The organism is Acidobacteriota bacterium, from assembly GCA_034211275.1.
Taxonomy (GTDB): Bacteria; Acidobacteriota; Thermoanaerobaculia; order Multivoradales; family JAHZIX01; genus JAGQSE01.
On the sequence record JAXHTF010000051.1, the window covers coordinates 1 to 26,805 of the forward strand.

The 26,805-nt window shown below is 67.8% G+C and carries 26 protein-coding genes; 10 read left to right on the top strand and 16 right to left on the bottom strand.

What is annotated here, in order from left to right; genetic code table 11:
• From SX243_10465 to SX243_10505, 9 genes are all read right to left on the bottom strand, one after another.
• The coding region (locus SX243_10465; protein ID MDY7093380.1) for a hypothetical protein at positions 1-590 on the bottom strand (590 nt) is incomplete at its 3' end.
• Positions 587-1,222, bottom strand: a complete 636-nt coding sequence (locus tag SX243_10470; GenBank protein ID MDY7093381.1) for a riboflavin synthase — start codon at positions 1,220-1,222, stop codon at positions 587-589. The genes SX243_10470 and SX243_10465, both read right to left, overlap by 4 nt.
• Positions 1,186-2,373, bottom strand: coding sequence for a bifunctional diaminohydroxyphosphoribosylaminopyrimidine deaminase/5-amino-6-(5-phosphoribosylamino)uracil reductase RibD (gene ribD / locus SX243_10475; GenBank protein ID MDY7093382.1), 1,188 nt, complete (start codon positions 2,371-2,373; stop codon positions 1,186-1,188). The genes SX243_10470 and ribD overlap by 37 nt, the downstream gene beginning before the upstream one ends.
• Complete coding sequence (gene ftsY, locus SX243_10480) at positions 2,309-3,289, bottom strand: signal recognition particle-docking protein FtsY (GenBank protein MDY7093383.1); 981 nt, start codon at positions 3,287-3,289, stop codon at positions 2,309-2,311. The genes ribD and ftsY overlap by 65 nt, the downstream gene beginning before the upstream one ends.
• A 42-nt stretch (positions 3,290-3,331) precedes the next feature.
• Complete coding sequence (locus tag SX243_10485) at positions 3,332-3,697, bottom strand: hypothetical protein (GenBank protein ID MDY7093384.1); 366 nt, start codon at positions 3,695-3,697, stop codon at positions 3,332-3,334.
• A 146-nt stretch (positions 3,698-3,843) separates the two neighbouring features.
• Entirely contained in the window at positions 3,844-5,727 is a 1,884-nt protein-coding gene (locus tag SX243_10490) for an HD domain-containing protein (protein ID MDY7093385.1), read from the bottom strand.
• Positions 5,728-6,241: 514 nt separating this feature from the next.
• The gene (gene aroB / locus SX243_10495; GenBank protein ID MDY7093386.1) at positions 6,242-7,351 is read right to left on the bottom strand and encodes a 3-dehydroquinate synthase; all 1,110 of its coding nucleotides are present in this window, start codon (positions 7,349-7,351) and stop codon (positions 6,242-6,244) included.
• Positions 7,352-7,355: 4 nt separating this feature from the next.
• On the bottom strand, positions 7,356-9,164 hold the full coding sequence (gene aspS / locus SX243_10500) for an aspartate--tRNA ligase (protein MDY7093387.1): 1,809 nt from the start codon (positions 9,162-9,164) through the stop codon (positions 7,356-7,358).
• 79 nt (positions 9,165-9,243) lie between these two features.
• A complete protein-coding gene (locus SX243_10505) occupies positions 9,244-9,786 on the bottom strand; it encodes a gamma carbonic anhydrase family protein (protein MDY7093388.1) in 543 nt (180 codons plus the stop codon).
• Positions 9,787-9,936: 150 nt separating this feature from the next.
• Here SX243_10505 and SX243_10510 point away from each other — a divergent pair, with 150 nt between their 5' ends.
• The 7 genes from SX243_10510 (at position 9,937) to SX243_10540 (ending at position 17,419) form a co-directional block, all read left to right on the top strand.
• Positions 9,937-10,689 carry a glycosyltransferase family 2 protein gene (locus SX243_10510; GenBank protein MDY7093389.1) on the top strand — a complete coding sequence of 251 codons (753 nt, stop codon included), beginning with the start codon at positions 9,937-9,939 and terminating at the stop codon, positions 10,687-10,689.
• Between the two features lie 10 nt (positions 10,690-10,699).
• Complete coding sequence (locus SX243_10515) at positions 10,700-11,179, top strand: thioesterase family protein (protein MDY7093390.1); 480 nt, start codon at positions 10,700-10,702, stop codon at positions 11,177-11,179.
• Positions 11,180-11,193: 14 nt separating this feature from the next.
• Positions 11,194-12,405: a chorismate synthase gene (aroC, locus tag SX243_10520; protein ID MDY7093391.1), complete on the top strand. Its 1,212-nt coding sequence runs from the start codon at positions 11,194-11,196 to the stop codon at positions 12,403-12,405.
• Positions 12,406-12,610: 205 nt separating this feature from the next.
• Positions 12,611-12,925 (top strand): FeoA family protein, encoded by a 315-nt coding sequence (locus SX243_10525; GenBank protein ID MDY7093392.1) that lies wholly within the window; start codon positions 12,611-12,613, stop codon positions 12,923-12,925.
• A gap of 226 nt (positions 12,926-13,151) precedes the next feature.
• Entirely contained in the window at positions 13,152-15,257 is a 2,106-nt protein-coding gene (locus SX243_10530; GenBank protein MDY7093393.1) for a ferrous iron transporter B, read from the top strand.
• A 12-nt stretch (positions 15,258-15,269) separates the two neighbouring features.
• Positions 15,270-15,491, top strand: a complete 222-nt coding sequence (locus SX243_10535) for a hypothetical protein (protein ID MDY7093394.1) — start codon at positions 15,270-15,272, stop codon at positions 15,489-15,491.
• 158 nt (positions 15,492-15,649) lie between these two features.
• Positions 15,650-17,419, top strand: coding sequence for a GspE/PulE family protein (locus tag SX243_10540; GenBank protein MDY7093395.1), 1,770 nt, complete (start codon positions 15,650-15,652; stop codon positions 17,417-17,419).
• Between the two features lie 15 nt (positions 17,420-17,434).
• Here the strand turns inward: SX243_10540 and SX243_10545 are convergent, their stop codons facing one another.
• From SX243_10545 to SX243_10555, 3 genes are all read right to left on the bottom strand, one after another.
• Positions 17,435-18,238 carry a hypothetical protein gene (locus tag SX243_10545; protein MDY7093396.1) on the bottom strand — a complete coding sequence of 268 codons (804 nt, stop codon included), beginning with the start codon at positions 18,236-18,238 and terminating at the stop codon, positions 17,435-17,437.
• Between the two features lie 89 nt (positions 18,239-18,327).
• Entirely contained in the window at positions 18,328-19,431 is a 1,104-nt protein-coding gene (locus SX243_10550; protein MDY7093397.1) for a M23 family metallopeptidase, read from the bottom strand.
• Positions 19,428-20,264, bottom strand: coding sequence for an inositol monophosphatase family protein (locus SX243_10555; protein MDY7093398.1), 837 nt, complete (start codon positions 20,262-20,264; stop codon positions 19,428-19,430). The genes SX243_10550 and SX243_10555 overlap by 4 nt, the downstream gene beginning before the upstream one ends.
• A 135-nt stretch (positions 20,265-20,399) precedes the next feature.
• Between SX243_10555 and SX243_10560 the strand changes: the two genes are divergently transcribed.
• Positions 20,400-20,744 carry a hypothetical protein gene (locus SX243_10560; protein ID MDY7093399.1) on the top strand — a complete coding sequence of 115 codons (345 nt, stop codon included), beginning with the start codon at positions 20,400-20,402 and terminating at the stop codon, positions 20,742-20,744.
• Between the two features lie 19 nt (positions 20,745-20,763).
• Here SX243_10560 and SX243_10565 read toward each other — a convergent pair whose 3' ends face one another.
• The 3 genes from SX243_10565 to pyrR are packed head-to-tail and all read right to left on the bottom strand — an operon-like array spanning position 20,764 to position 23,572.
• Positions 20,764-22,083 (bottom strand): dihydroorotase, encoded by a 1,320-nt coding sequence (locus tag SX243_10565; GenBank protein MDY7093400.1) that lies wholly within the window; start codon positions 22,081-22,083, stop codon positions 20,764-20,766.
• Positions 22,080-23,018, bottom strand: a complete 939-nt coding sequence (locus SX243_10570) for an aspartate carbamoyltransferase catalytic subunit (GenBank protein MDY7093401.1) — start codon at positions 23,016-23,018, stop codon at positions 22,080-22,082. The genes SX243_10565 and SX243_10570 overlap by 4 nt, the downstream gene beginning before the upstream one ends.
• Entirely contained in the window at positions 23,015-23,572 is a 558-nt protein-coding gene (gene pyrR / locus SX243_10575; GenBank protein ID MDY7093402.1) for a bifunctional pyr operon transcriptional regulator/uracil phosphoribosyltransferase PyrR, read from the bottom strand. The genes SX243_10570 and pyrR overlap by 4 nt, the downstream gene beginning before the upstream one ends.
• 175 nt (positions 23,573-23,747) lie before the next feature.
• Between pyrR and xrtH the strand changes: the two genes are divergently transcribed.
• Positions 23,748-24,371: an exosortase H gene (xrtH, locus tag SX243_10580; protein MDY7093403.1), complete on the top strand. Its 624-nt coding sequence runs from the start codon at positions 23,748-23,750 to the stop codon at positions 24,369-24,371.
• Between the two features lie 18 nt (positions 24,372-24,389).
• Positions 24,390-24,950: a hypothetical protein gene (locus SX243_10585; GenBank protein MDY7093404.1), complete on the top strand. Its 561-nt coding sequence runs from the start codon at positions 24,390-24,392 to the stop codon at positions 24,948-24,950.
• Between the two features lie 193 nt (positions 24,951-25,143).
• Here the strand turns inward: SX243_10585 and SX243_10590 are convergent, their stop codons facing one another.
• Positions 25,144-26,799, bottom strand: coding sequence for a hypothetical protein (locus SX243_10590; protein ID MDY7093405.1), 1,656 nt, complete (start codon positions 26,797-26,799; stop codon positions 25,144-25,146).
• Positions 26,800-26,805 lie beyond the last annotated feature (6 nt).

A 26,805-nucleotide genomic window follows, 5' to 3' on the forward strand; every position in this document is an offset into this window, starting at 1 on the left:
CCGGCGCCGTGAAGGGTGTCCAAAGCTTCGGCCCAGAGCCCCGGATCGTCGCTGATGCCCGACACCAGAGGCCACACCACCACGGACTCCGGATGGATGGGGGCGGCGGCGAGGAGCCCGGGGAGAAGGTCGAGATCCCGCTGCAGAAGGGCGTGGAGCACGTCCAGCATCACCGTCACCCCCTCTTCCAGCGGCGCCGGGGGCGTCTCCGGCAGCACCACCTGGAGCAACACGGGGGTGCCCTGGCGGGCCTGGCGGTGGGCCAGCTCGTCCCGCTGGGCCCGCCACAGCGGGGTCACCGGCGGCAGATAGAGGACGTCGTCCAGAGCTTCCGGAATGCGGGGAAAGGGCGGATCTTGGGAGCGCCGGGTCCCTCCCGGAGTTGGGCCGAGGCCTGCTCGGCCGAGGTGCACCCAGGGATGATCCGGCCCGGACCAGGGGCGGGGCGTGTAGCGCACCCAGCAGCGGCCGGGTTCCGGCGGCTGCTCCAAGGGCCGGGGCGCCTTGCCGGTGCCGGCGACGGCCCGCGGGGCGGTCGATCCCAGGGTGCCGGGGCCCAGGGTGTCGGGACCCAGAGTGGTGGCGCTCACTCCGTCGCTCCCCCCGTCAATCCACCCGTCACTCCTCTGGCTGCCAGGGCCTGGTGGACGTACTTGGCCAGGACGTCGATCTCCAGGTTCACCCGGCCGCCCACCTGCAGCTCCGAAAGGGTGGTGATCTCCAGGGTGTGGGGGATGAGGGCGACGGAGAATCGGTCTGCCGCTTGGGCCGCCACCGTCAGGCTGACGCCGTCGAGGGTCACCGATCCCTTCTCTACCAGAAACGGTGCCAGGTCCGCCGGCAGGGAGAAGAAAAGCTCCCGATGCTCGTCCAGATCCCGGCGCTCCACCACCTCGACGGTGGTGTCCACGTGGCCCTGGACCCAATGCCCGCCCAGGGGGTCGCCCATGCGCAGGGCGGGTTCCAGGTTGACCTCGTCCCGGGCGTCGAGGTCGCCGAGGGTAGTGCGGGAGAGGGTCTCCGGCGATAGCTCCACCACCGTGCGGCCGGGGCTCAGATCGGTGACCGTCAGGCAGACGCCGGACACCGCCAGGCTGGCCCCCGGGGAGAGGCGCTCGCTGAGCTCCAGGCTGTGCACCAGCTCCAGCCGCCGTCCTCCCTGGCCGGAAGGGGTAGGAGCGGCGATCAGCCGACCACGCTCCGCAACAAGTCCGGTAAACATCCTTCGCGAAATCCTTCCAGGATGAGGTCGCCGCCACGGCGACGGATGACCAATTCCTCGATCCGCGGCGCCTCGGTGAGGGAGAGGGCCCCGGCTCCGCCCAAAGGCCCCGGCGCCCCGGCACCGCCGATGAGCATCGGAGCACAATCGACGGCGACGCGGTCGAAGAGCTGCGCCTCGACGAAGGAGGCCAGCAGCACTCCACCGCCCTCCACCAGCAGGCTCTGAACACCGCGCCGGTGCAGATCGGCGAGCACCGAGACGGGCTCGACGCCGCCGGGCAGATCCGCGACTACCGTCGCCCCGGCCTCTTCCAGCCGCCGATGAGCCGCCTCGTCCGGCGATTCAGTGTACACCACCACCTCTCCCTCGACCTGGAAGAGGCGGGCCGTCGGCGGCAGCCGCAAACGGCGGTCCATGACCACCCGCAGGATCGGCCCGGGGGCCTTGCTCATACGCCGATTGAGGCGCGGATCGTCCGCCACGGCGGTGCCGCTGCCCACCAGGATGGCGTCGTGCTCTTCCCGCAAGTCCAGGGCCCAACGGCGCCCCTGGGGGGAGGAGATCCACTGGCTCTCGCCGCTGGCGGTGGCAATGCGGCCGTCGAGGCTCATGGCCCATTTCACCGTCACCGCCGGGCGTTGGAGCACCAGACTGGTGAGGAAAGGTAGATTGAGGGCCACGGCGTCGCGGGTCGTATCCTCGCCGGTCTCCAAGCCCCACTCCACCTCCACGCCGGCGTCCCGCAGGCGCTGGAAGCCGTTGCCGGCCACCTGCGGGTTGGGGTCGCGGTGGCAGGCCACCACCCGGGCGACGCCGGCTTCCAGCACGGCATCGGCACAGGGCGGGGTGCGGCCGTGATGGCTGCACGGCTCGAGGGTGACGTAGAGGGTGGCGCCGCGGGCGGCGTCACCGGCCTGGCGCAAGGCTTCCACCTCGGCGTGGGGGCCGCCGGGGCGGCGATGGTAGCCCTCCCCCACCACCTCGCCGTCGCGCACCAGCACCGCCCCGACCCGCGGGTTGGGAGAGGTGCCGTAGCGGCCCCGGGCGGCGAGGCTCAGGGCCCGGCGGAGATAGCGGCGGGAGCTAGAGGATGAGGGCAGAAGCGAACTCCCGGGGGCGGAATTCCACCAGGTCTTCGGCGGCCTCACCGACGCCGATGTAGAGGACCGGCAGCCGCAGGTCCCGGGCCACCGCCACCGCCATGCCACCCTTGGCGGTGCCGTCCATCTTGCTCAGGATGACGCCGTCCACCTCCGCCACGGAGGTGAATTGGCGGGCCTGGGAGAGGGCGTTCTGACCGGTGGTGGCGTCGAGCACCAGCAGGGTGCGCACCTGCCAATCGGCGGCTTCCCGGCCTACCACGCGGCGAATCTTGGCCAGCTCCTTCATCAGATGCTCTTTGGTGTGCAGGCGGCCAGCGGTGTCGACGATGAGGTGATCGATGCCGCGGGCGCGGGCCGCCTGCAGGGCGTCGAAGACCACCGCCGCCGGATCGGCGCCGGAGCTCTGGCTGACCACTCCCACCCCCAGGCGCTCGCCCCAGAGCTGGAGCTGCTCGATGGCGGCGGCCCGGAAGGTGTCGCCGGCGGCCAGCAGTACCTTCTCACCCTGGTTCAGGGAACGCTTGGCGAGCTTGGCGATGGTGGTGGTCTTGCCGACCCCGTTGACCCCTACCATCAGGGTCACCAACGGCCCGTCGGTGCGCTTGGGAGGCTGGGGCGCGTCGAGGAGCAACACCGCCATCTCGTCCGCCAGGATCTCGCGGATGCGCACGATGTCGCCGCCCTGGCCGGGGCGCACCTGCTGCTTCACCGCCTCCACCAGCTCGAGGGCGGTCTCTACCCCCAGGTCGGCGCTGATGAGCACCTCTTCCAGGTACTCCAAGGTCTCTTGGTCGAGGGTCGCGCGACCCTCCATGGCGTCGCTGACCTTCTCCAGCAGCTCGGTGTGGGTCATGAACAAGCCGCGTTTGAGCTTGCCCAGGAAACCGCGCTGTTGGATCTGCTCTGGAATTTGCGCTTCCGGCGCAATCTCCAGCGATTCTTCGTTCTCTGAATCCGTCATGGGAGGGTCTTCCGATGGCTAAGGATTCCCGGGAGGGGAATCTCAATCAAACAATTCTTTGCGCACCAATTGGGCCGCGTCGTCGAGGGTGCGTTGGGCCACGGCCACCAGTGCCGGCCGCCGCTGCACCATCGCCAGGCAGTAGCCTTCGGGCAGCGCCACCGCGTAGATGTGCATGCCGTTCTTGGCGATGTGCATCTGGTGGGGATTCCCCAGGTCCGCTTCCTCCGACAGCCGTTCCACCTGGCGCAGATAGATGCTCAGGTACGCACCCACCACCTTCAGCTGGTACGGGGTCAGATCGGTGTAGGCCATGTCCACGGCCTCACCGCTCTCGTCGACGAAGAGGGTGCCGACGGCGTCTTCGTTGCGCGACAGGAGATCCGCGAGGATGTATTGAAAGGGCATAAGCTCCCTCGTTGCCGAGACCTGCTTGTTCGGGGCCTTCTAGCTCGGGACCTTCATGGTCTGGGACCCTCGTGCTAGGCCGTCTATGGAAATCTGCGGAGGCGGCGCCTCGTCATGCCTGATCTTCTCCCGGCGGGGCTCCAGGATCAACCGGAGGCCAAGGAAACATTGGCCGGCTCCGCCGGCACCGCCTTGGCAGGCTTGATCTCCCCCTTCTTCACCGCCTTGAGGAATGCGGTCACGATCTTGGCGTCGAAGCGAGCGCCGGTGAGCTTGGTGATGGTCTCGACGGCGTACTCCAGGGTGTAGGCGTTCTGGTACGGCCGGTTGGTGGTGATGGCGTCGAAGGTGTCCGCCACCGCCACGATGCGCGCCTGGAGGGGGATCTGCTCGCCCTTGAGACCGTCGGGATAGCCGCGGCCGTTCCAGTTCTCATGGTGCCAGCGGATCACCGGCAGCGCCTCCCGTAGCTGCTCGATGGGGGCCATGATGTCGGCGCCGATGACCGTGTGCATCTTCATCTGCTCATATTCTTCCGGCGCCAGCACCCCACCCTTCTTGAGGATGCGGTCCTCGACGCCGATCTTTCCTACGTCGTGGAGCAAGGCGGCGATCCACAGCCGGCTCTGGAAGTCCTCCGGCTGCCCCAGATGCCGGGCGATGGTGCGGGCCACCGCCGCTACCCGCTCCGAGTGGCCGCGGGTGTAGGGGTCCTTGGCGTCAATGGCGGCGGTGAACGCGCGCAGGGAGCCGATGAACAGCTCGCGGTTGGCCTGGGCCGCCCGTTGCAGCTGGGCGACATAGCGCTCCACGGTGCTGCCCATGGCGTTGAAGTCCGCCGCCAGATCGCCGAGCTCGAACCGCAGGCCGGCGGTGTCCACGCGGCTGCTGAAATCGCCGGCGGCGATGTCGTGGGTGGTGGCCGCCAGCCGCTGGATGGGCTGGCCGATCCAGCCGGAGGCCAGGTAGGCGATGATCAACGCCAGCAGCACCAGGAAGAGGGAGGAGACCAGGGCGGTGAAGAGCAGCCGGCGCACGTTGGCGAAGGCGGAAGCCTCCGGCCGGTGCACCACCACACCCCAGCCCGGCTCCTCGATGGGGCTGACGATGGCGATCATGCGCTGGCTCTCCCCCGCCACCGTCACCGGATAGATTTCGGTCAGGGGCATGGGGCGCTGGACGAAGCTGGAGATGAGCTCCGATTCCAGCAGCGCCCGCTGCCGTTCCTCGGAGTCGGTGCTGGCCCAGATGAGCTGGCCTTCGCGGTCGATGAGGAAGGCGTCCTCGGGGCCTCCGCGACCGACTCCGCCGGCCAGATCGTCGATCAGCCGGGGCGGCTGCAGCACCGCCTCCAACACCAGTGCCGGCGCGGTCTCCACCGCACCGCCGGAGTCCTCCACGGCTGCGCCACTGTCGTTCCCGGCGCCGCTGGCTGCCCGCGCCAGCCCCACCGGCACCGCCAGCACCACCGCCGGCCGCTGGGCGTCGAGATCTTTGACGAAGCGATAGACCGGCTCACCGTGGGTGACGGCCTGTTGAAACGCTTCCGCCACCGCCCGGTTCATCGCCGGCGTCACCGTCTGGGAAGTGAATTGCGGCCCGCGCCCCGCGGAATCCACCACCGCCAGCAACGGCCAGTCGCTGTGCTCCCGGAAGAAGCTCTGGAGGAAGCGGCCAAATCCGGGGGAGCGCAGAATCAACTCGATATTGGCCGGTCCCACCAGCTCCCCGTCGGAGCGACCGTCCGGCGAGGCCGCAGCCTCACCCTCGACCTGCGGCGGCGCCTGGTCGGCAGTGGCGGCGAGGATGGTCTCACCGAGCAATTCCAGCTGGTGCCGGGCCTCGATGAGATAGCGGTCGACCTCCCGGGACAAAGCCCCGGCGGTGCGAGTCAGATCGGTTTGTTCCTGGGTCCTCAGGAGGTCCTGGGTGGGGCCGGTGAGGACAGCGGTGCTGATGGCCAGAGGGATGACTCCGGCAAGAAGGATCAGGAGAAAGAGGACTTGTCGGAGCTTGAGGGAAAGTGCCATGAAGCGTAAGACCCCGCGAACCACATAGGCGACAGCGAGTGCATCCGGGGCGAGTTCGGTGCCGCGGTTAGCGTCGCGTCGAGCCGGCGGGGGGGCCAGCCAGGGAGTCGGCTGCGGGCATTATACGCCAAGTGCGCAACAGGCGATGAGGGAGAGTTGGTTGGGTGGTGTCCTGACCTGAAACTTGACCGTAGAATCTGCGGGCTGATGTTGCCTATTCGCGGGAATGACGGGGGTGGTGACGGAGAGGGTGAGGGAAGTAGCAAAGGATTGTGGTGTCGGCACCTCCACCCGGGGATCCAATCCCCGGGCTACTCAGGTACCGCCAGCTGCGCTGGCTCCGGAGGGCCGGATGTGGTTCAGCAGGTTCTGGGAGCCGGATTCATCCGGCGGTGTCCTGGGTAGCCCCGGGATTGATCCCGGGGCGGGGCGTTCAGTTCCATCCCGTACGATCCGCCACTTTGCAGGCAGTCCCGGCACTCGCTGGAATCCGCTCGGGCCTCGCCGTGGCCCCTCACTCCTCCTCCGGCAGCGGATCGCGGAGGAACTCTTCCAGCTCCCGCCGCACTTCCTCGGGCTCGACGTCCCCCACCATGCGCCCTTCGCCGGCGGCCGCCGGCAGCACCCAAACGAGACCGCCGCGCTGGGCTTTTTTGTCCCGGGCCATGATCTCCATCAGCTCGTCCACCTCCACCGGCGGCAGCGGCGGCAGGCGGAAGCGGCGCAGCAGGCGGCGCAGGCGCTCCGCCACCGCCTTCTCCAAACCGCGGTTCTCCGCCAGCCGGAGCGCGAAGAGCATGCCGTAGGCCACCGCCTCACCGTGGCGCAGGTCTTGATAGCCCAGGGCCACCTCCAAGGCGTGGCCCAGGGTGTGGCCGAAGTTGAGCAGACGGCGCTGGTCTCCTTCCTCCGGATCCCGCTCTACCACCCGTAGCTTGGCCTTGGCGGAAGCCACCACCACCGGCTCCAGCGCTGCCGGATCGCCGGCCAGGAGCTTGTTCAGGTCCCGCTCTACCCACTCCATCAGCAACGGATCGAGGAGCAGCGCCATCTTCACCACCTCCGCCAGCGCCGCCCGCAGCTCCTCCTTGGGCAGAGTGGCGAGGAAGGAGATCTCGCTGAGCACCAGCGCCGGATGATGGAAAAGACCGATGCTGTTCTTGGTGGCGCCGTGGTCGACGGCGGTCTTGCCTCCCAACGAGGCGTCCACCTGGGCCAGCAGGGTGGTGGGCAGCTGGAGGTACTCGATGCCGCGCAGGAAGCAGCCGGCAAGAAACCCACCCAGATCGCCGATGCTGCCGCCGCCGAAGGCCACCAGCCGGCTGTCCCGCTTGCCTCCGGACTCCAACATTTCCGCCCACAGGCGCCCGGCCACCTCCAGACTCTTGGCCTCCTCCCCCTCGGGAGCGGTGAGGGTCACCACCCGCCGTGCCGGCGCCAGCAACTCCTGGATGGCATCACCGTGGAGCTCCAGAATTCGCGGACTGCTGAGCAGGAAGACCAGGCGATCCGTCAGCCACTTGCTGGAGGATGCGCGAGAGGCCTCCACCACGCCGCTGCCGACGAAAACCGTGGTGGTGCCGCCGGGATGGCGCAGGCTCAGCCGCTGGGGCCCGTTACTCATGGATTCAGCCCTCTCCCTCGCCGGTGGAATCTTTTCCTCCCTGATCTTTGACCTTGCCGGTAAGGCTCAGCCCCAGCTCCGCCAGCTGGCGGGGATCCACCGGCGACGGCGCCTCGGTCATCAAGCAGGTCGCGGAGGTGGTCTTGGGGAAGGCGATGACGTCGCGGATGGAGGCGACGCCGGCGAGCACCATCACCAGCCGATCGAGGCCCAGGGCGATGCCCCCGTGGGGCGGCGCCCCGTAGCGCAGCGCCTCCAGCAGGAAGCCGAAGCGCTGCTCTGCCTCTTCGGCGTCAATGCCCAGCAGCGAGAAGACCCGCGCCTGCAGATCCGAGCGGTGGATACGGATCGAGCCGCCCCCCAGCTCCATGCCGTTGAGCACCACGTCGTAGGCCAGGGAACGGACCGCTCCAGGGTCCGACTCGAGCTTGTCCAGATCCCGGGGATCCGGGTGGGTGAAGGGATGGTGGGTGGAAAACCAGCGGTCCTCGTCCTCATCCCATTCCACCAGCGGAAAGTCGGTGACCCAGAGGAATTTGTACACCCCGTCGGGAACCAGCTCGTAGTGGCGGGCCAGCTCCAGCCGCAGAGCACCGAGGGCGGCGCAGGCCACCGGCTCCTGAGCCGCCACGATCAGGGCGATGCCCCCTTCCTCGAGCTCCAGCCGCTCTACCAGTGCCGCCTCTTCAGCGTCGCTGAGCACGCCCTTGACCTGGAATTGCACCTCGCCGTCCCGGCGGCGCAGGGCGAGCACGCCCATGGCGCCATGGCGGCGAGCGATCTCCGCCCAGCCGTCCAGCTGTTTGCGGCTGGCGGCGGCGGCTCCGGTACTTCCGGGCAGGGCGAAGGCCCGCACCACCCCACCGTCCGCCAGGGTCTGACTGAAGCCCCGGAAGGCGCTCTCGGCGAGCAGGTCCGAGAGATCCTGGATCTCCAGCCCGAAGCGCAGATCCGGCCGGTCGCTGCCGTAGCGCGCCATGGCCTCAGCCCAGGTCAGCCGAGGGAAAGGGGTCTCGATGTCGATGCCCGCCAGCGGGAAGACCCGGCGGAACAGTCCTTCCACCAGCTCGTAGACCTCCTCCTGATCGGGGAAGGAGAGCTCCACGTCCACCTGGGTGAACTCCGGCTGACGATCCGCCCGCAGATCCTCGTCGCGGAAGCAGCGGGCGATCTGCACGTAGCGCTCCATCCCCGCCACCATCAGGATCTGCTTGAAGATCTGGGGCGATTGGGGCAGGGCGTAGAAACGCCCCCGGTGGACCCGGCTAGGGACCAGGTAATCCCGAGCCCCCTCCGGCGTCGAGCGAGTGAGGATGGGCGTTTCGAGGTTGAGGAAGTCGTGCTCGTGGAAGTAGTTGAGGATCTCCAGGGTGACCTTGTCCCGGAGGATCAGATTGCGCTGCAGCTCCTGGCTGCGCAGGTCCAGATAGCGGTACTTGAGCCGCAGGGCCTCGCTCGCCTCGACCTTGCCGTCGGGGCTGAAGGGGGGCACCTCCGAAGGGCTGAGCACCTCGGCCTCGCTCACCACCACCTCGACCTCACCGGTGGCCATGTCGGGGTTGATGTTCTCCTCCGTGCGCCGGCGCACCGTGCCCCGCACCTCTACCACCCACTCGGCCCGTACCGGCTCCAGATCGGCGGCGGCCTGGGGATGATCCTCCGGCTCCACCACCGCCTGCACCACACCGCTACGGTCGCGCAGGTCGAGGAACACCAATCCCCCCAGGTCCCGGCGCCGATGCACCCAGGCCTGGAGCCGTACCGTCTCGCCTACTTGCTGCGGGGTCAGGGTCCCCGCTCCTAGCCGCTTCATCTTCCTCTCCTAACTCGCTGGCGCTGCAATCTCGATGAATCCAGAGTCGCTCTCCGATGGGGGGCTCTCCGATGGGGGCTCATGCTTCCGCGCCGCGATCCGTCTCCGCCAACATCTGGCGGTATTCGTCCTTGAGCTTGGCGTAGCGTCGGGCGTTGTCGCCGATGGCGGCGATCTCCTCCTCGCTCAGAGGCCGCGCCACCCGCGCCGGCACTCCCATCACCAGGTGGCCGGCGGGTACCCGCTTGCCCGGTGCCACCACCGCGCCGGCTCCCACCTGGGCGCCAGCCTCCACCACCGCTCCGTCGAGGACCCGGGCACCGATGCCGATGAGGGCGCCATCCTCCACCCGGCAACCGTGGACCACGGCGCCATGACCGATGACCACTCCGGCACCAATCTGGAGGTCGAAACGGCCGCCGGTGACGTGCAGCACCGCACCGTCCTGGACGTTGGTACCAGCCCCGACGCGGATGGAATGGACGTCACCGCGGGCCACCGCACCGAACCAAAAGGAAACGTCGTCCCCCAGCTCCACATCCCCCACCACGACTGCCGTGGGGGCGATGAAGACGCGGTGACCGAGCACCGGCAGCTGGCCGCGATAGGGGTAGACGGGCATGCAATCTCGTGAGTCGTTTCTCGTCGCTGCCCGGGGCGCTTTCCACGCCGTCAGTCCGGGCGCCCCGGCGTATTCCAGCTAGGGCTTCGTCACAAAGAATCGGGATCTTAGCACGCAGCAGGGTCGGAGCTCATCGCATACAATCCGACCGTGGCCGAGCTCGACCCACCCTCCCAACCGACCGCCATCGACGTGGTGATCCCCGCCTTCAACGAGGAGGCGTCGCTGCCCTTGGTCTTGGCGGCGCTACCCCGTTCCCCCGCGGACCCCATCGCGGTGCGCCGGGTGGCGGTGGCGGACAATAATTCCACCGACGGCACCGCCGAAGCGGCCCGCCGGGGTGGTGCGGAAGTGGTGCCGGCACCGCGCCAAGGCTATGGCAGCGCCTGCCTCGCCGCCCTCGACCATCTGCGCCGCAACGACCCTCCGGAAATCGTGGTCTTCCTGGATGCCGACTTCTCCGATCATCCGGAGGAGCTGCCCCGGCTGGTAGCCCCGATTCTCGCCGACGAGGCGGATCTGGTCATCGGTTCCCGGGTCCTGGGCCAGCGCGAACGCGGCGCCCTGCTGCCCCAGGCCCGAGCCGGCAACCTGGTGGCCTGCACCCTGATCCGCCTCTTCTACGGCCACCGTTACACTGATCTGGGTCCCTTCCGGGCGATCCGCTGGCAGGCCCTGGAAGAGCTCCGGATGAGCGACCCGGATTTCGGCTGGACCGCCGAGATGCAGGTCAAGGCCCTGCGCCGGGGCCTGCGGGTCACCGAGGTCCCCGCCTCCTACCGCAAGCGCGTGGGCCAATCCAAGATCACCGGCACCGTCAAGGGCACGGTGCTGGCGGGTTACAAAATTCTCTGGACCGTATTTCGATATACCTGGGAGCGAACGAGTAGAAAGCCCCAATGAAAGAGCATCGATGAAAAAGACCGTAGATCCGAGCGTCAGCCAAGCCATCAGCTCCACCGTGGACATCGAGGTGCGCTACGCCGAGACCGATCAGATGGGGGTGGTTCACCACGCCAACTACATCATCTGGTTCGAACAGGCCCGCACCGAGCTGTGCAAGGACAGCGGCTTCCACTACGCCGAAATCGAGGACCTGGGCTATTTGCTCATCGTCACCAAGGTGGAGGTGCGCTACGGCCGTGCCTGCCGCTACGGCGACACGGTGCAGGTGCGCTGCTGGCTCGACCGCATGGGCAGCCGCGGCCTGCGCTTCGCCTACGAGGTGGCCCGGGACGGCAAGGTCCTCACCACCGGCGCCACCGAGCATCTGTGGATGGACAAAGAAACCCGCCGCCCCACCCGCATCCCCGAGCCCCTGCGGGAGCCCTTCGAGCGCCTGGCGGGGGTCCTTCCCGCGGGGGTCAAGAGCCCGACCAAAGACAAGAGCTGATATCTTCCCCGACCATGAAACGCCTGCAACTGACCACCGGCGGCGAGAGCCATGGCCCCGGCCTCACGGCCCTCCTCACCGGCATGCCCGCCGGGCTACGGGTGGACTTCGAGCTCCTGCGCCGGGACATGGCCCGGCGCATGCACGGCTACGGCCGCGGCAACCGCATGAAGATCGAGCAGGACGAAGCGGAGCTGCGCGGCGGCGTCCGCGGCGGGGTGACCCTGGGCTCCCCCATCGTCCTGTGGGTGCAGAACCGCGACTTCAAGAATTGGCAGCCGATGATGGACCCGGTGGAGACGGTCCCTCACCGGGTCGAGCAACGGCGGGTGCACCAGCCCCGCCCCGGCCACACCGACCTCGCCGGCGGGATCAAATACCTCCACGACGATCTGCGCAACGTCCTCGAACGCGCTTCCGCCCGGGAGACCGCGGCCCGGGTGGCAGCCGGAGCCTTGGCCAAGATGTTGTTGCGGGAAGTGGGAGTGGAAATCCTCAGCGGCGTCCGCTCCTTGGGGCCCATCGGCGTCGGCAACCCGGTGCCCACCTGGGAAGATCTGCAGCAGGTGGACGAGAGCTCTCCCCTGCGCGCCATCCACAAGAATCTGGAGCCGGAGATGGTGGCGCTGGTGGACCAGGCCAAAGAGGCTGGGGAAACCCTCGGCGGCGCGGTGACGGTGATCGCCCACGGTGTCCCCGTGGGCCTGGGATCCCACGTGCAGTGGAACGAGAAGCTCGACGGCCGGCTGGCCCAGGCCATGCTCTCGGTACCGGCGGTGAAGGCGGTGGAGATCGGTGCCGGGGTAGACGCCAGCGGCGGCTTCGGCAGCCAGGCCCACGATCCCCTGGAGCCGGATGGACCTCTGAGACCGGATGGAAGCGGGCGCTGGCGGCGCACCAGCAACCGCGCCGGCGGCCTCGAAGGCGGCGTCACCAACGGCGAGGACGTGGTCCTGACCCTCTACAAGAAGCCCATCGCCACCCTGCGCAAGGGCCTTCCCAGCATCGACCTGGACACCCTCGAGGCCCACACCTCCCAATACGAGCGTAGCGACGTCACCGCCCTCCCCGCCGCCGGCGTCATCGCCGAGGCCATGCTCGCCCTGGTCCTCGCCGACGCCCTCCTCGACAAACTCGGCGGCGACTCCATGGACGAGGTCCTGGCCCACTACCGGGCGACCCTCGATCTGCAGCACAGCTGGCCCCGGCCGCGGGACTCCTCCTGACCCGAAACTCGATGTTCGAAATGGTGGGCTGGCGCCCACCCAACTGCTCGTTGCCGCATCCCCGCGTGTAGGGTGGGCGCCAGCCCACCAAACTCCGCACCGGTTCCATCACCGCCCTCTGGTCCCGAAACTCCTCTGCTGGTATACTAAGAATTAGTTGAGATCGAGTCTCAATAAGGATTCTTTTATCTCAGGAGAGCGCTCCATGGAAATGTCCTCCGCCGCCACCGCTCAAGACGCTCCACAAGATTCGACCAAGGCGTCCGCCGCCGCCCAAGCGCTGCCCCTCACCCAGCTCGCCGAGGGTCAGAGCGCGCGCTTGCTGGACGCCCGCTTGGCGTCGGAAGACTGCTTGCTCCTCAGCGCTCTCGGGCTCACGGACCACTGCCGGTTGCGGCTGTGCAAGTGCGGCGATCCGTGGATCGTGCAGGTGCGCACCACCCGCATCGGCCTGGCGGAGGCCGTAGCCCGCAAACTCCTCGTCCTGCCGGAGCCCCACACCGGGCCCTCACCGCACTGAGACCGAGCCTGCCGTGGGGTCGCCGGCGAAGCTGCCGGTCTTCCGGAGCCCGCTGCTGAAATCTCGTTCCCGGGAACCCCGCCCCCACCTCCCCGCGAGGCGCTTCGGGCTCGACGGCATGTTGCAGAATTTGACCACCGTTCATCCAAAGACCTCGAGAGTTTTACCGTAGCCCATGGCGCCTCCAACCCCAGCGTCGGCCTCGCCGGCGCCCGAGTCCTCTCCCGTGCCGGACCCGAGCCCGGCTCAACCGGTCAGCTCCCACCGCAAGCTGCGCATCGCCCTGCTGGGCAACCCCAACACCGGGAAAACCACCCTCTTCAACCGCCTCTGCGGGCTGCGGGCCAAGACCGCCAACTTCCCCGGCACCACTACCGACGCCCGCTTCGGCCGCTGGGTGCCCCACCCCGAGACGCCGCTGGAGGTCATCGATCTCCCCGGCCTCTACCGGCTGAACCTCGACCTACCGGAATCCCGCGTCTGCCGCCATGCCCTGAGCGGCGAGGGGCTCTTCCGGGCGCCGGACGCCGTGGTGGTGGTGGTCGACACCACCAACCTCAGCCGCAACCTGCATCTGGTGGCGGAGCTGCTCAACTATCGCCTTCCCACCGTCGTCGCCCTCAACATGGTGGACCTGGCCCAGCGTCGGGGCCTGACCGTCGATGCCCAACGGCTGTCTCAGAAGCTGGGCTGCCCGGTGGTGCCCATGGTGGCGCGCACCGGCGCCGGCGTGTTGGAGCTCGGGGAGGCGGTGCGTCGAGTGCTCCGAGAGCCCGCCGCCGGGATCCGGGGACTGGAGATTTCAGGTCTCGAAGCTTCCGACCTCGATGTCTCCGGCTTCGACGCCCCCGGCCTCGAAGGCCCCCATCCCACGCTCCCCGATTGTGAAGACTCCCACGCCCTGGCCGCCTGGGCCGACGGCGTGGTCTCCGCCAGCATCGGCGGTGGCGAGGCCGTCGGCGGGGCCGGCGATACGGTGACGGAAAGGCTGGACCAGGCTTTCACCCATCCTCTGGTGGGCTTGTTGGTGTTCATCGGCGTGATGGCGGGGATGTTCTGGATTCTCTTCGAGCTGGCCACCGTCCCCATGGACCTCATCGAGGCCACTTTCGAGCACCTCGGCGGCTGGATCGAGGGCACCCTCCCTGCCGGGCCGGTGCGCGAGCTGTTGGTGGACGGCGTGGTGGCCGGAGTCGCCGGCACCGTGGTCTTCCTGCCACAGATCTGCCTGCTCTTCTTCCTCATCAGCCTGCTCGAGGACACCGGCTATCTGGGCCGCGCCGCCTTCGTCATGGACCGCCTGCTGTGCCGGTTCGGGCTCCCCGGCCAGGCCTTCGTGCCGCTGCTCTCGAGCCACGCCTGCGCACTGCCGGGGATCATGGCCACCAAGCTCATCCCCGACCGCAAGGACCGGCTGGCGACCATCTTGGTGGCTCCGTTCATGAGCTGCTCGGCGCGCCTGCCGGTCTACGTCCTGCTCACCACCCTGCTCTTCCGCGAGCGCCCCATGCTCGCCGGCCTGGCCTTCGCCGGCTGCTATCTGCTGGGGGCCACCGCCGCCCTGCTCAGCGCCTTCGTCGCTCGGCGCACGGTGCTCAAAGGACGCTCCCGACCGATGGTCCTGGAGCTGCCGTCCTACAAGATGCCGTCCCTGCGCAGCGCTCTGTTCACCGCCTTCGACCAGGGGGTCGGCTTCCTACGCAAAGCCGGAACCTTCATCCTGGGCATCTGCATCGTCATGTGGTGGCTCAGCGCCTACCCTCAATCGCCGCCGCCGGAGTCGGCGGTGGAGCTGCGGCAGGAAGCCTCTCAGCTGCTGGAGAGCGCCCCCGAGCCGGCCCCGGAGGAGATCCAGGCACAGGTCCAGGAGCTACGGGACGAGGCCGCCTTCGAGGAGGCGCAGTACTCCCAACGCTACAGCTTCGCCGGCCGCCTGGGGCGCACCTTCGAGCCGGCGCTGGCGCCCCTGGGCTACGACTGGCAGCTCACCGTCGGTGTGCTCACCAGCTTCCTGGCCCGTGAGGTCTTCGTCTCCACCATGGCGGTGCTGCTGGTGGGAGACGAAGATCTGGACGTCGAGGACTCCGGGGTCATCGAGCGCATCCGCACCGCCCGCCGGGACGACGGCTCTCCCCTCTTCACCCCCGCCACCTCCGCCAGCCTGCTGGTCTTCTTCGTCCTCGCCATGCAATGCCTGCCGACCCTGGCGGTGACCCGCCGGGAAACCGACAGCTGGAAGTGGACCGTCGTACAGCTGGCCTATATGACTGGCCTGGCCTACGTCTGCGCGTTCCTCACCTACCACGGCCTGCATTTGCTGGGCATCCCCTGAGGTGAGCCCACGATGAGCGTGCCCTGGAGCGATCCCCAATTCTGGGTGGTGACCCTGCTGGTGGTGGCAGCGGTGGTGGGCATGGTGCGCTCCCTGCGCCGGGCCAGTGGCGGGGGCGCTGACGGCGAGAAGCAAGAGCCCGCCTGCTCCCACTGTGCGCTGGCGCCGGGATCGCGGGGGCAGGGGTCGGAAGCTGAAGAGCGAGAGGCTGCTCCGACGGCTCGCGCCTCCTGAGCATTTGGATCGGAGCGTCCAAAAGAATTGCCGGTGTACCGACTGAAACCTCACCCCCTCGATCCCCCTCTCCCAGCCGCCCTCCCCACCTTGGTAGACTCCTAGTCCTTCGCCACTAGTCCCTCGTGACTGGGGCCTTCCGCCCCCTGGGAGACCGCATGATTCTGACCCCCGAAATCGTTGCCTCCGTTCTCAAGCGCCAGGGCATTCTCGATGAGCGCCAGGTGGAGATGGTGCGCAAGGAAGCGCGCAACCTCCCCAACGACTATTCCCATCGCGCCTACGAGCAGCGGGCGGTGGCCTACGAGCTGATCCAGAGCATGAAGCTGCCCGTCCACGGTGGCGACAACGGCGACCAACTGGTGGACGAGCACGTCATCGCCCGCGCCCTGGCCAAGGACACGGACCACGAGCACGTGCGCATCGACGCTCTCTCCCTGGACGCCGACCTCATCGAGAGCAAGATGTCCCGCCCCTTCGCCCGCCGCCACCGCATGATCCCCCTGGAGATGGTGGCCGGAAAGCTGCGGGTGGCCTGCGCCAACCCCTTCGATCTCGAAGCCGTGGACTCCTTCCGCCGCATCGCCGACCGCGAGCTGGAAATGGTCGTCGCCTCGGAGCCGGAGGTGCTGCGGGCCATCACCGAGTTCTACGGCCTGCGCCACTCGGTGAAGCGCGCCCAGCAGGATCTGGACCAGAGCCTCGACCTGGGCAACCTCGAGCAGCTGGTGCGGATGAAGAGCGAGACGGAGATCGAATCCAGCGACCAGCACGTGGTCAACGCCGTCGAGTTCATGCTCCAACACGCCTACGAGAGCCGTGCCAGCGACATCCACGTCGAGCCCCGGCGCGAGACCGCGGTGATCCGCTTCCGCATCGACGGCGTGCTCCACGACATCCAGACCCTGCCCAAGGTGGTGCACCGGGCGGTGGTGAGCCGGCTCAAGACCATGTCCCGGCTGGACATCGCCGAGAAACGCCGCCCCCAGGACGGCCGGGTCAAGACCCTCCGCGGCGGCCGCGAGGTGGAGCTCCGCGTTTCCACCCTGCCGGTGGCCTTCGGCGAGAAGATCGTGCTGCGCATCTTCGACCCCGAGGTGCTGACCCAGGATCTGAGCTCCCTGGGCTTCTACGCCGATGAGCTGAGTCATTTCAACGACTTCATCTCCCGCCCCCACGGCATCGTCCTGGTCACAGGCCCCACCGGCTCCGGTAAGACCACCACCCTCTACTCCGCCCTCAAGACCATCGCCAACCGAGAGGTCAACGTCACCACCATCGAGGACCCCATCGAGATGGTCTACGAGGACTTCAACCAGACAGCGGTGCAGAACAAGGTGGGGATCACCTTCGCGGCGGCGCTGCGCCACATCCTGCGCCAGGATCCGGACATCATCATGGTCGGCGAAATCCGCGACCAGGAGACCGCCCACTACGCCACCCAGGCGGCCCTCACCGGCCACCTGGTCTTCTCTACTCTGCACACCAACGACGCCGCCTCCGCCGTCACCCGCCTGTCGGATCTGGGGGTCGAGCGCTTCATGATCACCTCCACCCTCGCCGGCTCCATGGCCCAGCGCCTGGTGCGCAAGATCTGCAGCCACTGCATCACCGACCGCTTCCTCACCGGCGACGAGATCCGCACCCTGCGGTTGTCGGTGCCCCAGGGCAAGAAGGTCAAGGTGCGGGAGGGCGAAGGCTGCCCCGAATGCCGCGGCACCGGCTACCTGGGGCGCTCCGGCATTTTCGAGGTGCTGCCCATCGACGACGCGGTCAAGGACCTCATCCTGGCCAACGCCGACGCTCCGGAAATCAAGCGGGAAGCGGTCAAGAACGGTATGCGCACCCTACGCCAAAGCGCCCTGCGCAAGCTCGCGGAGGGCACCACCACCTTCGAAGAGGTGGTGCGGGTGACCACCGGGGGTTAGCGACCCGGCGAGGCCTCAGACCTCCTCGTCGTCCATCTCCTCCATCTCCGGCTCCGAAGGGGTCGGTGCGAAGCTGCGGGAGATCATGTGGCGGGCGCGCTGGACGAGGTTGGTGGGCTTGGAGATGCGGTTGAACAGGGCGCGGTGGGTGTGGCGGAGGGTCTCCACGTCGCCCTGGCGCAGGAGTTTGATGAGCTCGTCCAGCACCCGCTCCTCCCCACCGTTGTACTCCTGACGGGAACGATCTCGTTCGAGCAGGACCAGAGCGAAGAAGAGGGGATCTTCGAGCTCGGCGCTGGCGGTAGGGTCGGTGCCGGAGAGCAGAGACAGAGGAGGAACTCCGTCGTCCTCCTCCCCCACCACCTCGGCTTCCTCGGCGTCGTCGCGCTGGTAGAAGGGCAGCGAACGGACCTGCTGGGAAAAGCGGGAGAAGAGGAAGAAGAGCTCCTTCTCGGACGCGAAATTACCGATCAGCCGGGCTCCCTTGCCCACCTCCAGGCTTTCCGTATCCTGCAGCACGATGTGGGCTTGGGCGGTGTCCTCCAGGTGCAGGCTGCGGGCGGTGACCTGCCAGGCGGTGAGGCTACCTTGAACGTAGCAGGTCTCGGCGCAGCGCACGCTCACCGCCTCCACCTCGACGTTGGGCTCGATGCGGATGGAGCCACCGACGGATTCCAGGTTGGCGTAGTGCCCGGAGTTCTGGATCACCAGGTTGCCCGGGGTACGCACCGAGAGCTGACCGTGGCTATCCACCTGGATCTCGGTGCCCTTGGGGATGATCATGGTCGGGGCGGCTTCTTCAGCGGTGTTCTTGGCCATGGTCGGAGTCTCCGGAAAGCGGGCGGATTGAAGGAGTCGGGGAATGGCCACAGGCGAGGCTGGGGGCACGGCAAGGTGCCCGGGCGGGCCTAGCGCTGCAGCAATCGTGGTAGCGGCTCGAAGCCTTCCAGCTTGGGGGCGTTGCGGGTGGCGACCAGGAGCTTCTCGCTGTCGCTGAGCTGCAGGTCCAACATGTAGATGCGGGGATCCACCGGCACCAGATTGCCCTCGGTGTCGCGGCGCCGGATCTCGTAGTGCAGGTGCGGGTTGGTGGACAGACCGGTGTTGCCCACCGTCGCCAGCTGATCCCCCTGCTCCACCTTCTGGCCCTTGCGCACCAGAATCTCGTCGCAGTGGGCGTAGAGGGAGATGAAGTCATCGCCGTTCTTCAGCACCACCAGGTTGCCGTAGCGCCACCAGGCGGCGCTGCGGCGCAGCGGATAGCGGCCGGCGAAGACCACCACCCCGTCCGCCGGTGCATGGATGGGGGTACCCTCCAGCGCCGACAGATCGATGCCGGCGTGGAAGTCGAGGGCGTTGGTGAAGGGGTTGCGACGGTGGCCGAAAGGACTGGTGAGGACGAAGCTACCGTGCTCCAGCGGGCAGGTGGAGGGGGTGGTGAGAATCTGCCCCCGCCGCGCCGACTCGAACTCCTTCACCTCCTCGGTGAAGATGTCCAGCACCCGCAGCTGCTCCGTCACCCGCAGGCGGGTACCCTCGCCCTGGCGCACCAGATCGGCGTAAATGGAGTCGGGCACCGACTGCACCTGGAAGGGATAGCCGCCCTGGCCGATGCTCGCTTCGTTGTCCAGGCCGTAGGCCAGGTAGATGCGGTCGAGGGTGAGGCGCAGATCATCGGTCTCCGCAGCCAGGCCTTGGAGCTCCGTCACCAGCGGCCGGAGCTTTTCTCCCAGCGCCTGCCGTTCCGCCACCAGCTGCTGGTACTCGTTGTAACTCCAGAGGTTGGCGATCACCGACGGCGCCTTCCACAGCGCGAAACCGAGGAAGAGGACGTAGGCGAGCACGGCGGCGGCGGCGCTCAACACCTGGCGTCGGGAGAAGAAGAGGTAGCGCACCCGGGAGCGAATATCCATCGGGTGGATCTGCACCTCGAAGCGGTCCCGCCGGCGCTTCGAAGCGAGCTCCTGAGGAGACAGGTTTCCCGGCCGCATCTTGCGCTTGCGGATCTTCACGCCTCAGCTCCCACGGCCAGCTCCTCGGCGGCGGACGGCGTCGCTTCCGCCAACAGCTCCCGATGCAGCCCCGCCGGGCCCGCCACCACGTTGCCGCTGGCGAGGAATCCATCCTCCCCCAGGTCGTCGGTGATCACCCCGCCGGCCTCGCGCACCAATAGGGCCCCGGCGGCGATATCCCAGGGCGCCAGTCCATACTCCCAGAAGCCGTCGAAGACGCCGGAAGCGGTATAGGCCAGATCCAGCGCCGCGGAGCCGCAGCGACGGACGCCGGAGACGCGTTCGAAGACCCGATGGAAGGAAGCGAAGTAACGCTCCCGCACTGCCTGGGAGTGGCGAAACGGAAAGCCGGTGGCGACGAAGGCGTCGTCGAGGCCGGCGCGGGAGGAAACTCGGATGGGCTGGCCGTTGAGGGTCGCTCCGAGACCACGGGCGGCGCCGAAGAGGTCGTTGCGGAGGGGATCCAGCACCACCGCCGCCACCAGCTCGCCGCGGCAGCGGCAGGCGACGGAAACGGCGAAGAAGGGCAGCTGCTTCAGGAAGTTGGTGGTGCCGTCCAGCGGATCCACCAGCCATTGGCAGTCCGCCTCCCCGCCATCGCTCTGCGCAGCGCCGGCTTCTCGCCCGCCCTCCTCTGCCAGGATCGCGTGGTCCGGATGCCGCCGACGGATCACTTCGAGCACCGCCTCCTCGCTCTCATAGTCGACCCGGGTGACGTAGTCGTGGCGCCCCTTGCGCTCCACGGCCAGATCCTCCGCCCGGAACGCCCGGCGGAGAATTTCGCCGCCGGCGCGGGCGGCGGACGTGGCGGTGGTGAGGAGATCCTGGCTCATGCGCATGGGATTCTAGCGTAAATGACCTCCGGGGGCATTCCAGGCCTCGGCCCCCACTGTTGCAACGAGCCAGAATATACGAATAATCAATAGGACTGACCATCAATACAGAAGACTCTTCATCCGGGAGGAACCATGAAACTCGCCCCTTGGCTCGTGCTCGTTGGATCGCTGGCTCTCTCCGTCCTGCTGGCAGCTCCCGCCCTGGCAGGTCCGGCTGCGCCGGAAGATCCATCCCCCGCGATCCAGAATTGCTCGCCCACCGCATCGGCCCTCTCGCCCCCGAGCTGGCAGGCCCAAGGGCACCAGATCGTCTGCGGCACCTGCGGCGAGCCCCAATGCTCCGGAGACCGCCTGGGCGCCGCCTGCCTGCTGAGCAACGGCAGCGTCGGCTTCTGTGATCTCTACACCGGCGGCGGCGGTAGCTCGTGCTCCACCGGCGGCGTCCGCTGCAAATGCAGCAGCGGCTCGCCCCCGTGATCGGCGCCGCCGGAAGGAATTAGAGCGTCACCCGACGCCCACCCAGGAAGGTAGCCACCGGGGAGCCTTTGAGGCGCCAGCCGTCGAAGGGGGTGTTGCGGGATTTGCTCTCGGATTTGGAGACGTCGATGGTCGTTTCCTTCTCGGGATCGAAGACCGTGATGTCCGCTACCGAGCCCGGGGCCAGGGTGCCGCCGGGGATCCCGAGGACTCTCGCCGGGCCGCAGGAGAGCAGATCCACCATGCGGGAGAGGGAGATGACGCCGGCGTGGACCAGGCGGTCCAGGGACAGGGGCAAAGCGGTCTCGAGGCCCAGGATACCGAAGGGCGAGCAGGAGAATTGCACCGCCTTCTCGTCCGGATGGTGGGGCGCGTGGTCGGTGGCGATGACGTCGATGGAGCCGTCGGCGAGGCCTTCCAGGAGCGCCTGGCGATCCGCCTCGGAGCGTAGCGGCGGCTTCATCTTGGTGTTGGCCGAGTAGTTGTACTCCGCCACCGCCTGATCCGTCAGCAGCAAGTGGTGGGGAGTGACCTCACAGCTCACCTTCAGCCCGTCTTCCCGCGCCCGGCGCACCAGGCGCAGGGCGCGGCCGGTGCTCAGATGGGCCACGTGGTAGCGACCACCGCTGTCCTCCGCCAGGATCAGATCCCTGGCCACCACCACGTCCTCGGAGGCGCCGGGGATTCCCGGTAGACCGAGGCGGGTAGACCACTCGCCCTCGTGCATGACCCCGGGACCGGTGAGATCCAGATCCTCGGCGTGCTGGATCACCGGCACGTCGAAGTGGCGGGCGTAGAGCAGGGCGCGACGCATCAACTCGGCGTTCTTCACCGGCAGCCCGTCGTCGGAGACGGCGACGGCGCCGGCGCGCACCATCTCTCCCAGCTCCGAGAGCTCCTCTCCCTTCATCCCCTTGCTGATAGCCCCGATGGGATAGACCCGGGCGAAACCGGAACGCTCCGCCTCCGCCAGGATGTGGCGGGTCACCGAGCTGTTGTCGTTCACCGGGCTGGTGTTGGCCATGCAGGCGACGGCGGTGAAGCCACCGGCGGCGGCGGACCGGGTGCCGGTGAGCAGCGTCTCCTTGTATTCGAAGCCGGGCTCCCGCAGGTGCACGTGCATGTCGATGAGCCCGGGAGCGACCACCAGTTCCGAGGCGTCGAAGACCTCGGCACCCTCCGGCACCTCCAGCGACTCCTCCACTGCCCGCACCACACCGTCTTCCACCAGCAGATCGCGGCGGCCATCCAGCCCCTGACTCGGGTCCACCACCCGGCCACCCTGGAGCACCAATTGGCCGCGGTGCTGCTTTCCGTCTTGGCCCTTGCCTTGGCTCATCCTTCTCCCTCCTGGTCCCGCAGCCCCAAGAGCAGATAGAGCACCGCCATGCGCACCGCCACTCCCGCCTCCACCTGCTGAAGGATTACCGAATAGGGACCGTCGGCCACCTCACTGGCAATTTCCACGCCCCGGTTCATCGGGCCCGGATGCATCACGATGGCGTCGTCGTTGGCCAGGGCCAGGTGCTTGGGCGTCAGGCCGAAGAGGTGGAAGTATTCCTTCACCGACGGCATGCGCATGCGGCTTTGGCGCTCCAGCTGGATGCGCAACATCATCACCACGTCAACGCCGTCGAGGGCCTCGGAGAGGCTGTACACCGGCTGGGCCCCCAGCGCCTCCACCGCCACCGGCATCATGGTGTGGGGACCGGCGACCCGTACTTCAGCGCCCATCTTGGTGAGCAGGAGAATGTTCGAGCGCACTACCCGGCTGTGCTCGATATCGCCGATGATGGCGACCTTGAGCCCTTCCAGCCGGCCCTTGCGCTTGCGGATGGTGTAGGCGTCCAGCAAGGCTTGAGTGGGATGCTCGTGGGCGCCGTCCCCGGCGTTCACCACCCCCGCGGCGATGCGCTCGGCGAGCATGTGGGGAACTCCCGGGTGCATGTGGCGAATCACCACCACGTCCGGCGCCATGGCCTGGAGGTTGAGGGCGGTGTCGATGAGGCTCTCGCCCTTGGACAAGGCCGAGGATGAGGCGGAGAAATTGATCGAGTCGGCGCTCAGTCGCTTCTCGGCGATCTCGAAGCTGGAGCGAGTGCGGGTGGAGGCCTCGAAGAAGAGGTTGATCACCGTCTTGCCGCGCAGCGTCGGCACCTTCTTCACCGGTCGCTGGGAAACCTCGCGAAATCCTTCGGCGGTGTCGAGGATCAGCTGGATCTCCTCCGGCGTCAGGTCGGCGATGCCCAGGAGATCCTTCCTCGACCAGGTCACGCGTCCTCCTTCCGAGTCATCAGCCGTACCTCCTCGGAACCGTCGGTCTCGTCGAAGAGCACTTCCACCACCTCCCGGCGGGCAGTGGGCACGTTGCGGCCGACGATATCCGCCTGTACCGGCAGCTCCCGATGACCGCGGTCGATGAGCACCGCCAGCCGCACCGCCCGGGGCCGGCCATAGTCCAGCAGGGCGTCGATGGCGGCGCGCCCCGTGCGTCCGGTGTAGAGCACGTCGTCGCACAACACCACCAGCTTGCCGGCGATGTCCTCCGGCAGGCGGGTGGCCTTGACCACCGGCTGCGGCGCGATGGTGGAGAGATCGTCGCGGTAGAGGGTGATGTCGAGGACGCCCTGGGGCACCTTCACCCCCTCGAGCTCCTCGATGGCGTCCGCCATACGCTGCGCCAGAGGAACCCCGCGGGTGCGAATCCCCACCAGCATCAGCCCCTCCACCCCATCCATCTCCACCACTTCCCCGGCCATCCGGCGGATGACGCGCTGCATCTGCTGGCGGTCCAGCAGGCTGACTTTCGGTTCGAGATTGGCTTGCAAGGTGGGTTTCCTAGCCGGGAGCGGTGCGGCTCTCCCAGCCGGCGGAATGGTAGATCGGGGGGGCGGGGGCTGTCAACGACGAGCGTCTACCGCCCTGGACACCCGGCGCCGGCTCCTCTAAGATCCAGCGGCACGGCAAAGCCTTCAGAAATCACCCACTACCGACCCCGGACGAATGAGCGCAAAGAACGAACGAGGGAAGACCCCGAAGGGCCCCAGCTCGAATAAATCCAGCTCCAAGGGCCATGGCTCCAAAGATCAGAGCTCCCAAACCAAGGCCACCGGCTGGAGAGCCTATCGCTCCGAGCTGGCCTTCCTGGTGATCTTCGCCATCCTCTTGGGGGGCAGCTTCGCGCTGATCTCCCTCAACAGCATCAACGAGCACGTCATCGAACCCTTCACCGGCATGGTGGCGGTGGTGAGCGGGGTGGCGCTGGACGTCATCGGCCAGGATGTCACCCGCACCGGGACGCAAATCCGCAGCGACCGCTTCCACGTCAACATCCGCAACGGCTGCAACGGCGTCGAGACGATGCTCATCTTCTGCTCCGCAGTCCTCGCCTTTCCGGCGCCGTGGCGGGCGCGGGCGCTGGGGCTGGGCTTGGGGCTGATCGCGATTCAGGTGGTCAATCTCATCCGGGTGGTGGCCCTCTTCCTCACCGGCGTCTACTTCCCCAAGCTCTTCGACACCTCCCACACCGTCATCTGGCAAACCGTGGTCATCCTCTTCGGCGTGCTGCTGTGGATCTTTTGGGCGGACCGCTTCGCGGCGCCCAAGCCCCAGCCGGCGGAGAGCTGACCAGCGGCGGAGACCCCGGTGCAGGTCCCCAAGCTGATCCGCAACGTCATCCTCTGGCTGCTGCCGGCGGCCATCGTCTGGGTGTTGCTCACCGGGTTCTACAACCGCTTCCTCACCGTCGGCGGCCAGAATCTGCTCAATCTCAGCGAGAGTCCCAACGTCACCCGGCTGGAGCCCCATCCGTCGGATGAGCATTACGTTGCGGTGATCCGCACCGACCGACCGCCGGCCAAGAGCCGCGTGTATTCAGTGCGGGTGACCGATATCCACTACCACCTGATCCTGCTCGGAGCCCTCTTCCTGGCAGTGCCGGGGGTGCCCTGGAAGGAACGGCTGAGCAACCTCGGCTGGGCGGTGCTGGTGACCGTCTTCTTCGACCTGATCCTGCTCTTCTTCTGGGTCAAATTCGCCTACGCCACCCAGCTCGGCGAGTGGAGCGCCGAGCACTACGGCTCACTGGCGCAGAATTTCTATGGCCTGGGCAAGCACCTGCTGGACCTACCCTTCAAGCTCGGCCTGCCGCTGGCCCTGTGGGTCGCCTTCTACTACCCCCGCCTCCGCCGCTCCGAAGCTTCCTGACTCGTCACGTCGGTGGGCTGGTCGAAACTCCGAGCCACGGTAGGCGGGCGCTCTCCGCTTCGTCTCCGCGAGGGTCGGGAAATGGTGGGCTGGCGCCCACCCTACGGCTCGCGGTTCCGTCTCCGCGAGTAGGTAGGGTGGGCGGATTCCGTCCCGGTGGATCCGCCGGCTCGCGGGCGGTGCCGCGACGCGCTCAGAACGGCGACCCGGTGCAGATGCCCAGCGGGGGAACGGTGGTGGGGATGGAGAACTCCAGCGTCAGGTCGTCGACCTGAATCGTGTGGTCGCCGGCTCCCAGCCCGCTGAGGCGGCAGTCCGCCGTGCCACCGCCACCGCAGTCCGCCGTGCAGCCGACGGCCCCGGAAGTGTCCTCGGAGAGACAGAAGTGGGTGATCACTTGGCGTTCATTGCCGCTGCCCACCACCGAGCAGCGGGCGTCGAAGATCTGGGTGCAGCTGCTCGAGTAGCAGCCCGCGGGGACGATCACCAGCACTGCGGAATCGCCCTCTTCGAGCTCGTCCGAGCCGCCGGCCAGGGGTCGCAGACAGACCTCCCCCGCCGGTATCGATTCCCCGAGAGCACAGCCTTCGATGGCGCACGGCGAGTCGTGGTGGGTGCCCTGCATGCCGACGCTGAACAAGCCGCTGGCGTCAAAGGTGGCGCCGAGCCAAGCCTGGGACATGGGGTGGGTGACGCCGAAAGGCTCGCGGCTCCTCAGATCGAAGGACAGCCAGCCGAATTCCCACGGCGGCGGAAAGAGCCACTCCTCGAATCGCACTTTGTTGGCGTAGAAGGGAAGCGGTTCGACGTCGATGGGCGGCGGCGGCGGATCGATGATGCCGCCGCTGGGGTAAATCCCCACCACCGACTCCTCCTCGTCGAAGGCGTAGGCCTCCCGGAAGCTGGGGACGGGGTCGAAGCCGCTGAAGTTCGACGGACAGGAGAACGGTGCCGGCTCGAGGACGGGACCGCGCCAGGCGATGAGGGAGGTACCGCCGGAGAACGCGCCGCCGGAGAGGTAGCGGGTGCTCCAGATGGACGGCAGCGGCTCGCGGTGGTCGGAGCCGTCGCCGCCCACCAGGAAGCTGTAGAAGGTGCGGTCCCCGGGGCCTAAGTGCTCGGCAGAAGCCTCCAGGCGCACCAACGGCTCGCCCTGGGCGAAGTTCCCCGCCGGGTCGACGAAGAAAAAGTCCCCCCACAGCACGTTGTCGTCGAGGGCGATACCGTCGGGCCCGAAATAGCCCTCCTGCCCAGGATGAATCGGCGAGCACTCCCCCACCACGTCGACGGTGACGAAACCCTTGGCCAGACTCTCGTCTCCTCCGCCGAGGCGCGGCGAGCCCGCGCACAGGCCGCCGTAGAGACCCGAGCCGACCCCCAGATGGGCCTTCTGCATCTCCGCCAGGAAGCCAGCGGGAATCTCCCGGGAATCCGGCGCGCAGCCCGGGAAAGCCGGGTTCGGGTGGGAGAGGTCACCGGGCTCCGAGAAGACTCCATCGTCCGGCAGCAGGCCGAATTGGAGCACGTCCCGCAGGTTGATGGTGGCGATGTCGAAGCCGGTGAGATAGAGATCGAAGGAAGCGGTAGGCAGCGCCATATCGGTCCACAGCGTCACCCGGGCGAGCCGCGACCCGGCCGCCGAGCTACCCACCGACATCAGGGTGGTGGAGCCGTTGTCCTCGTCCAGATCGACCTCGAAGTACGGCAGCAACAGCGTCGCCGCCGGCACCGTGTCGAGGGCGCAAATCTCCGCTTCGGCGGCGGGAGCCAGCCCCCAACAGAGGATCCCCAACACCAACAGCCCCCAGCCCATACGGCGTCTCCGGCGGCTCTCCACTGCATGTCTCATCTCTTC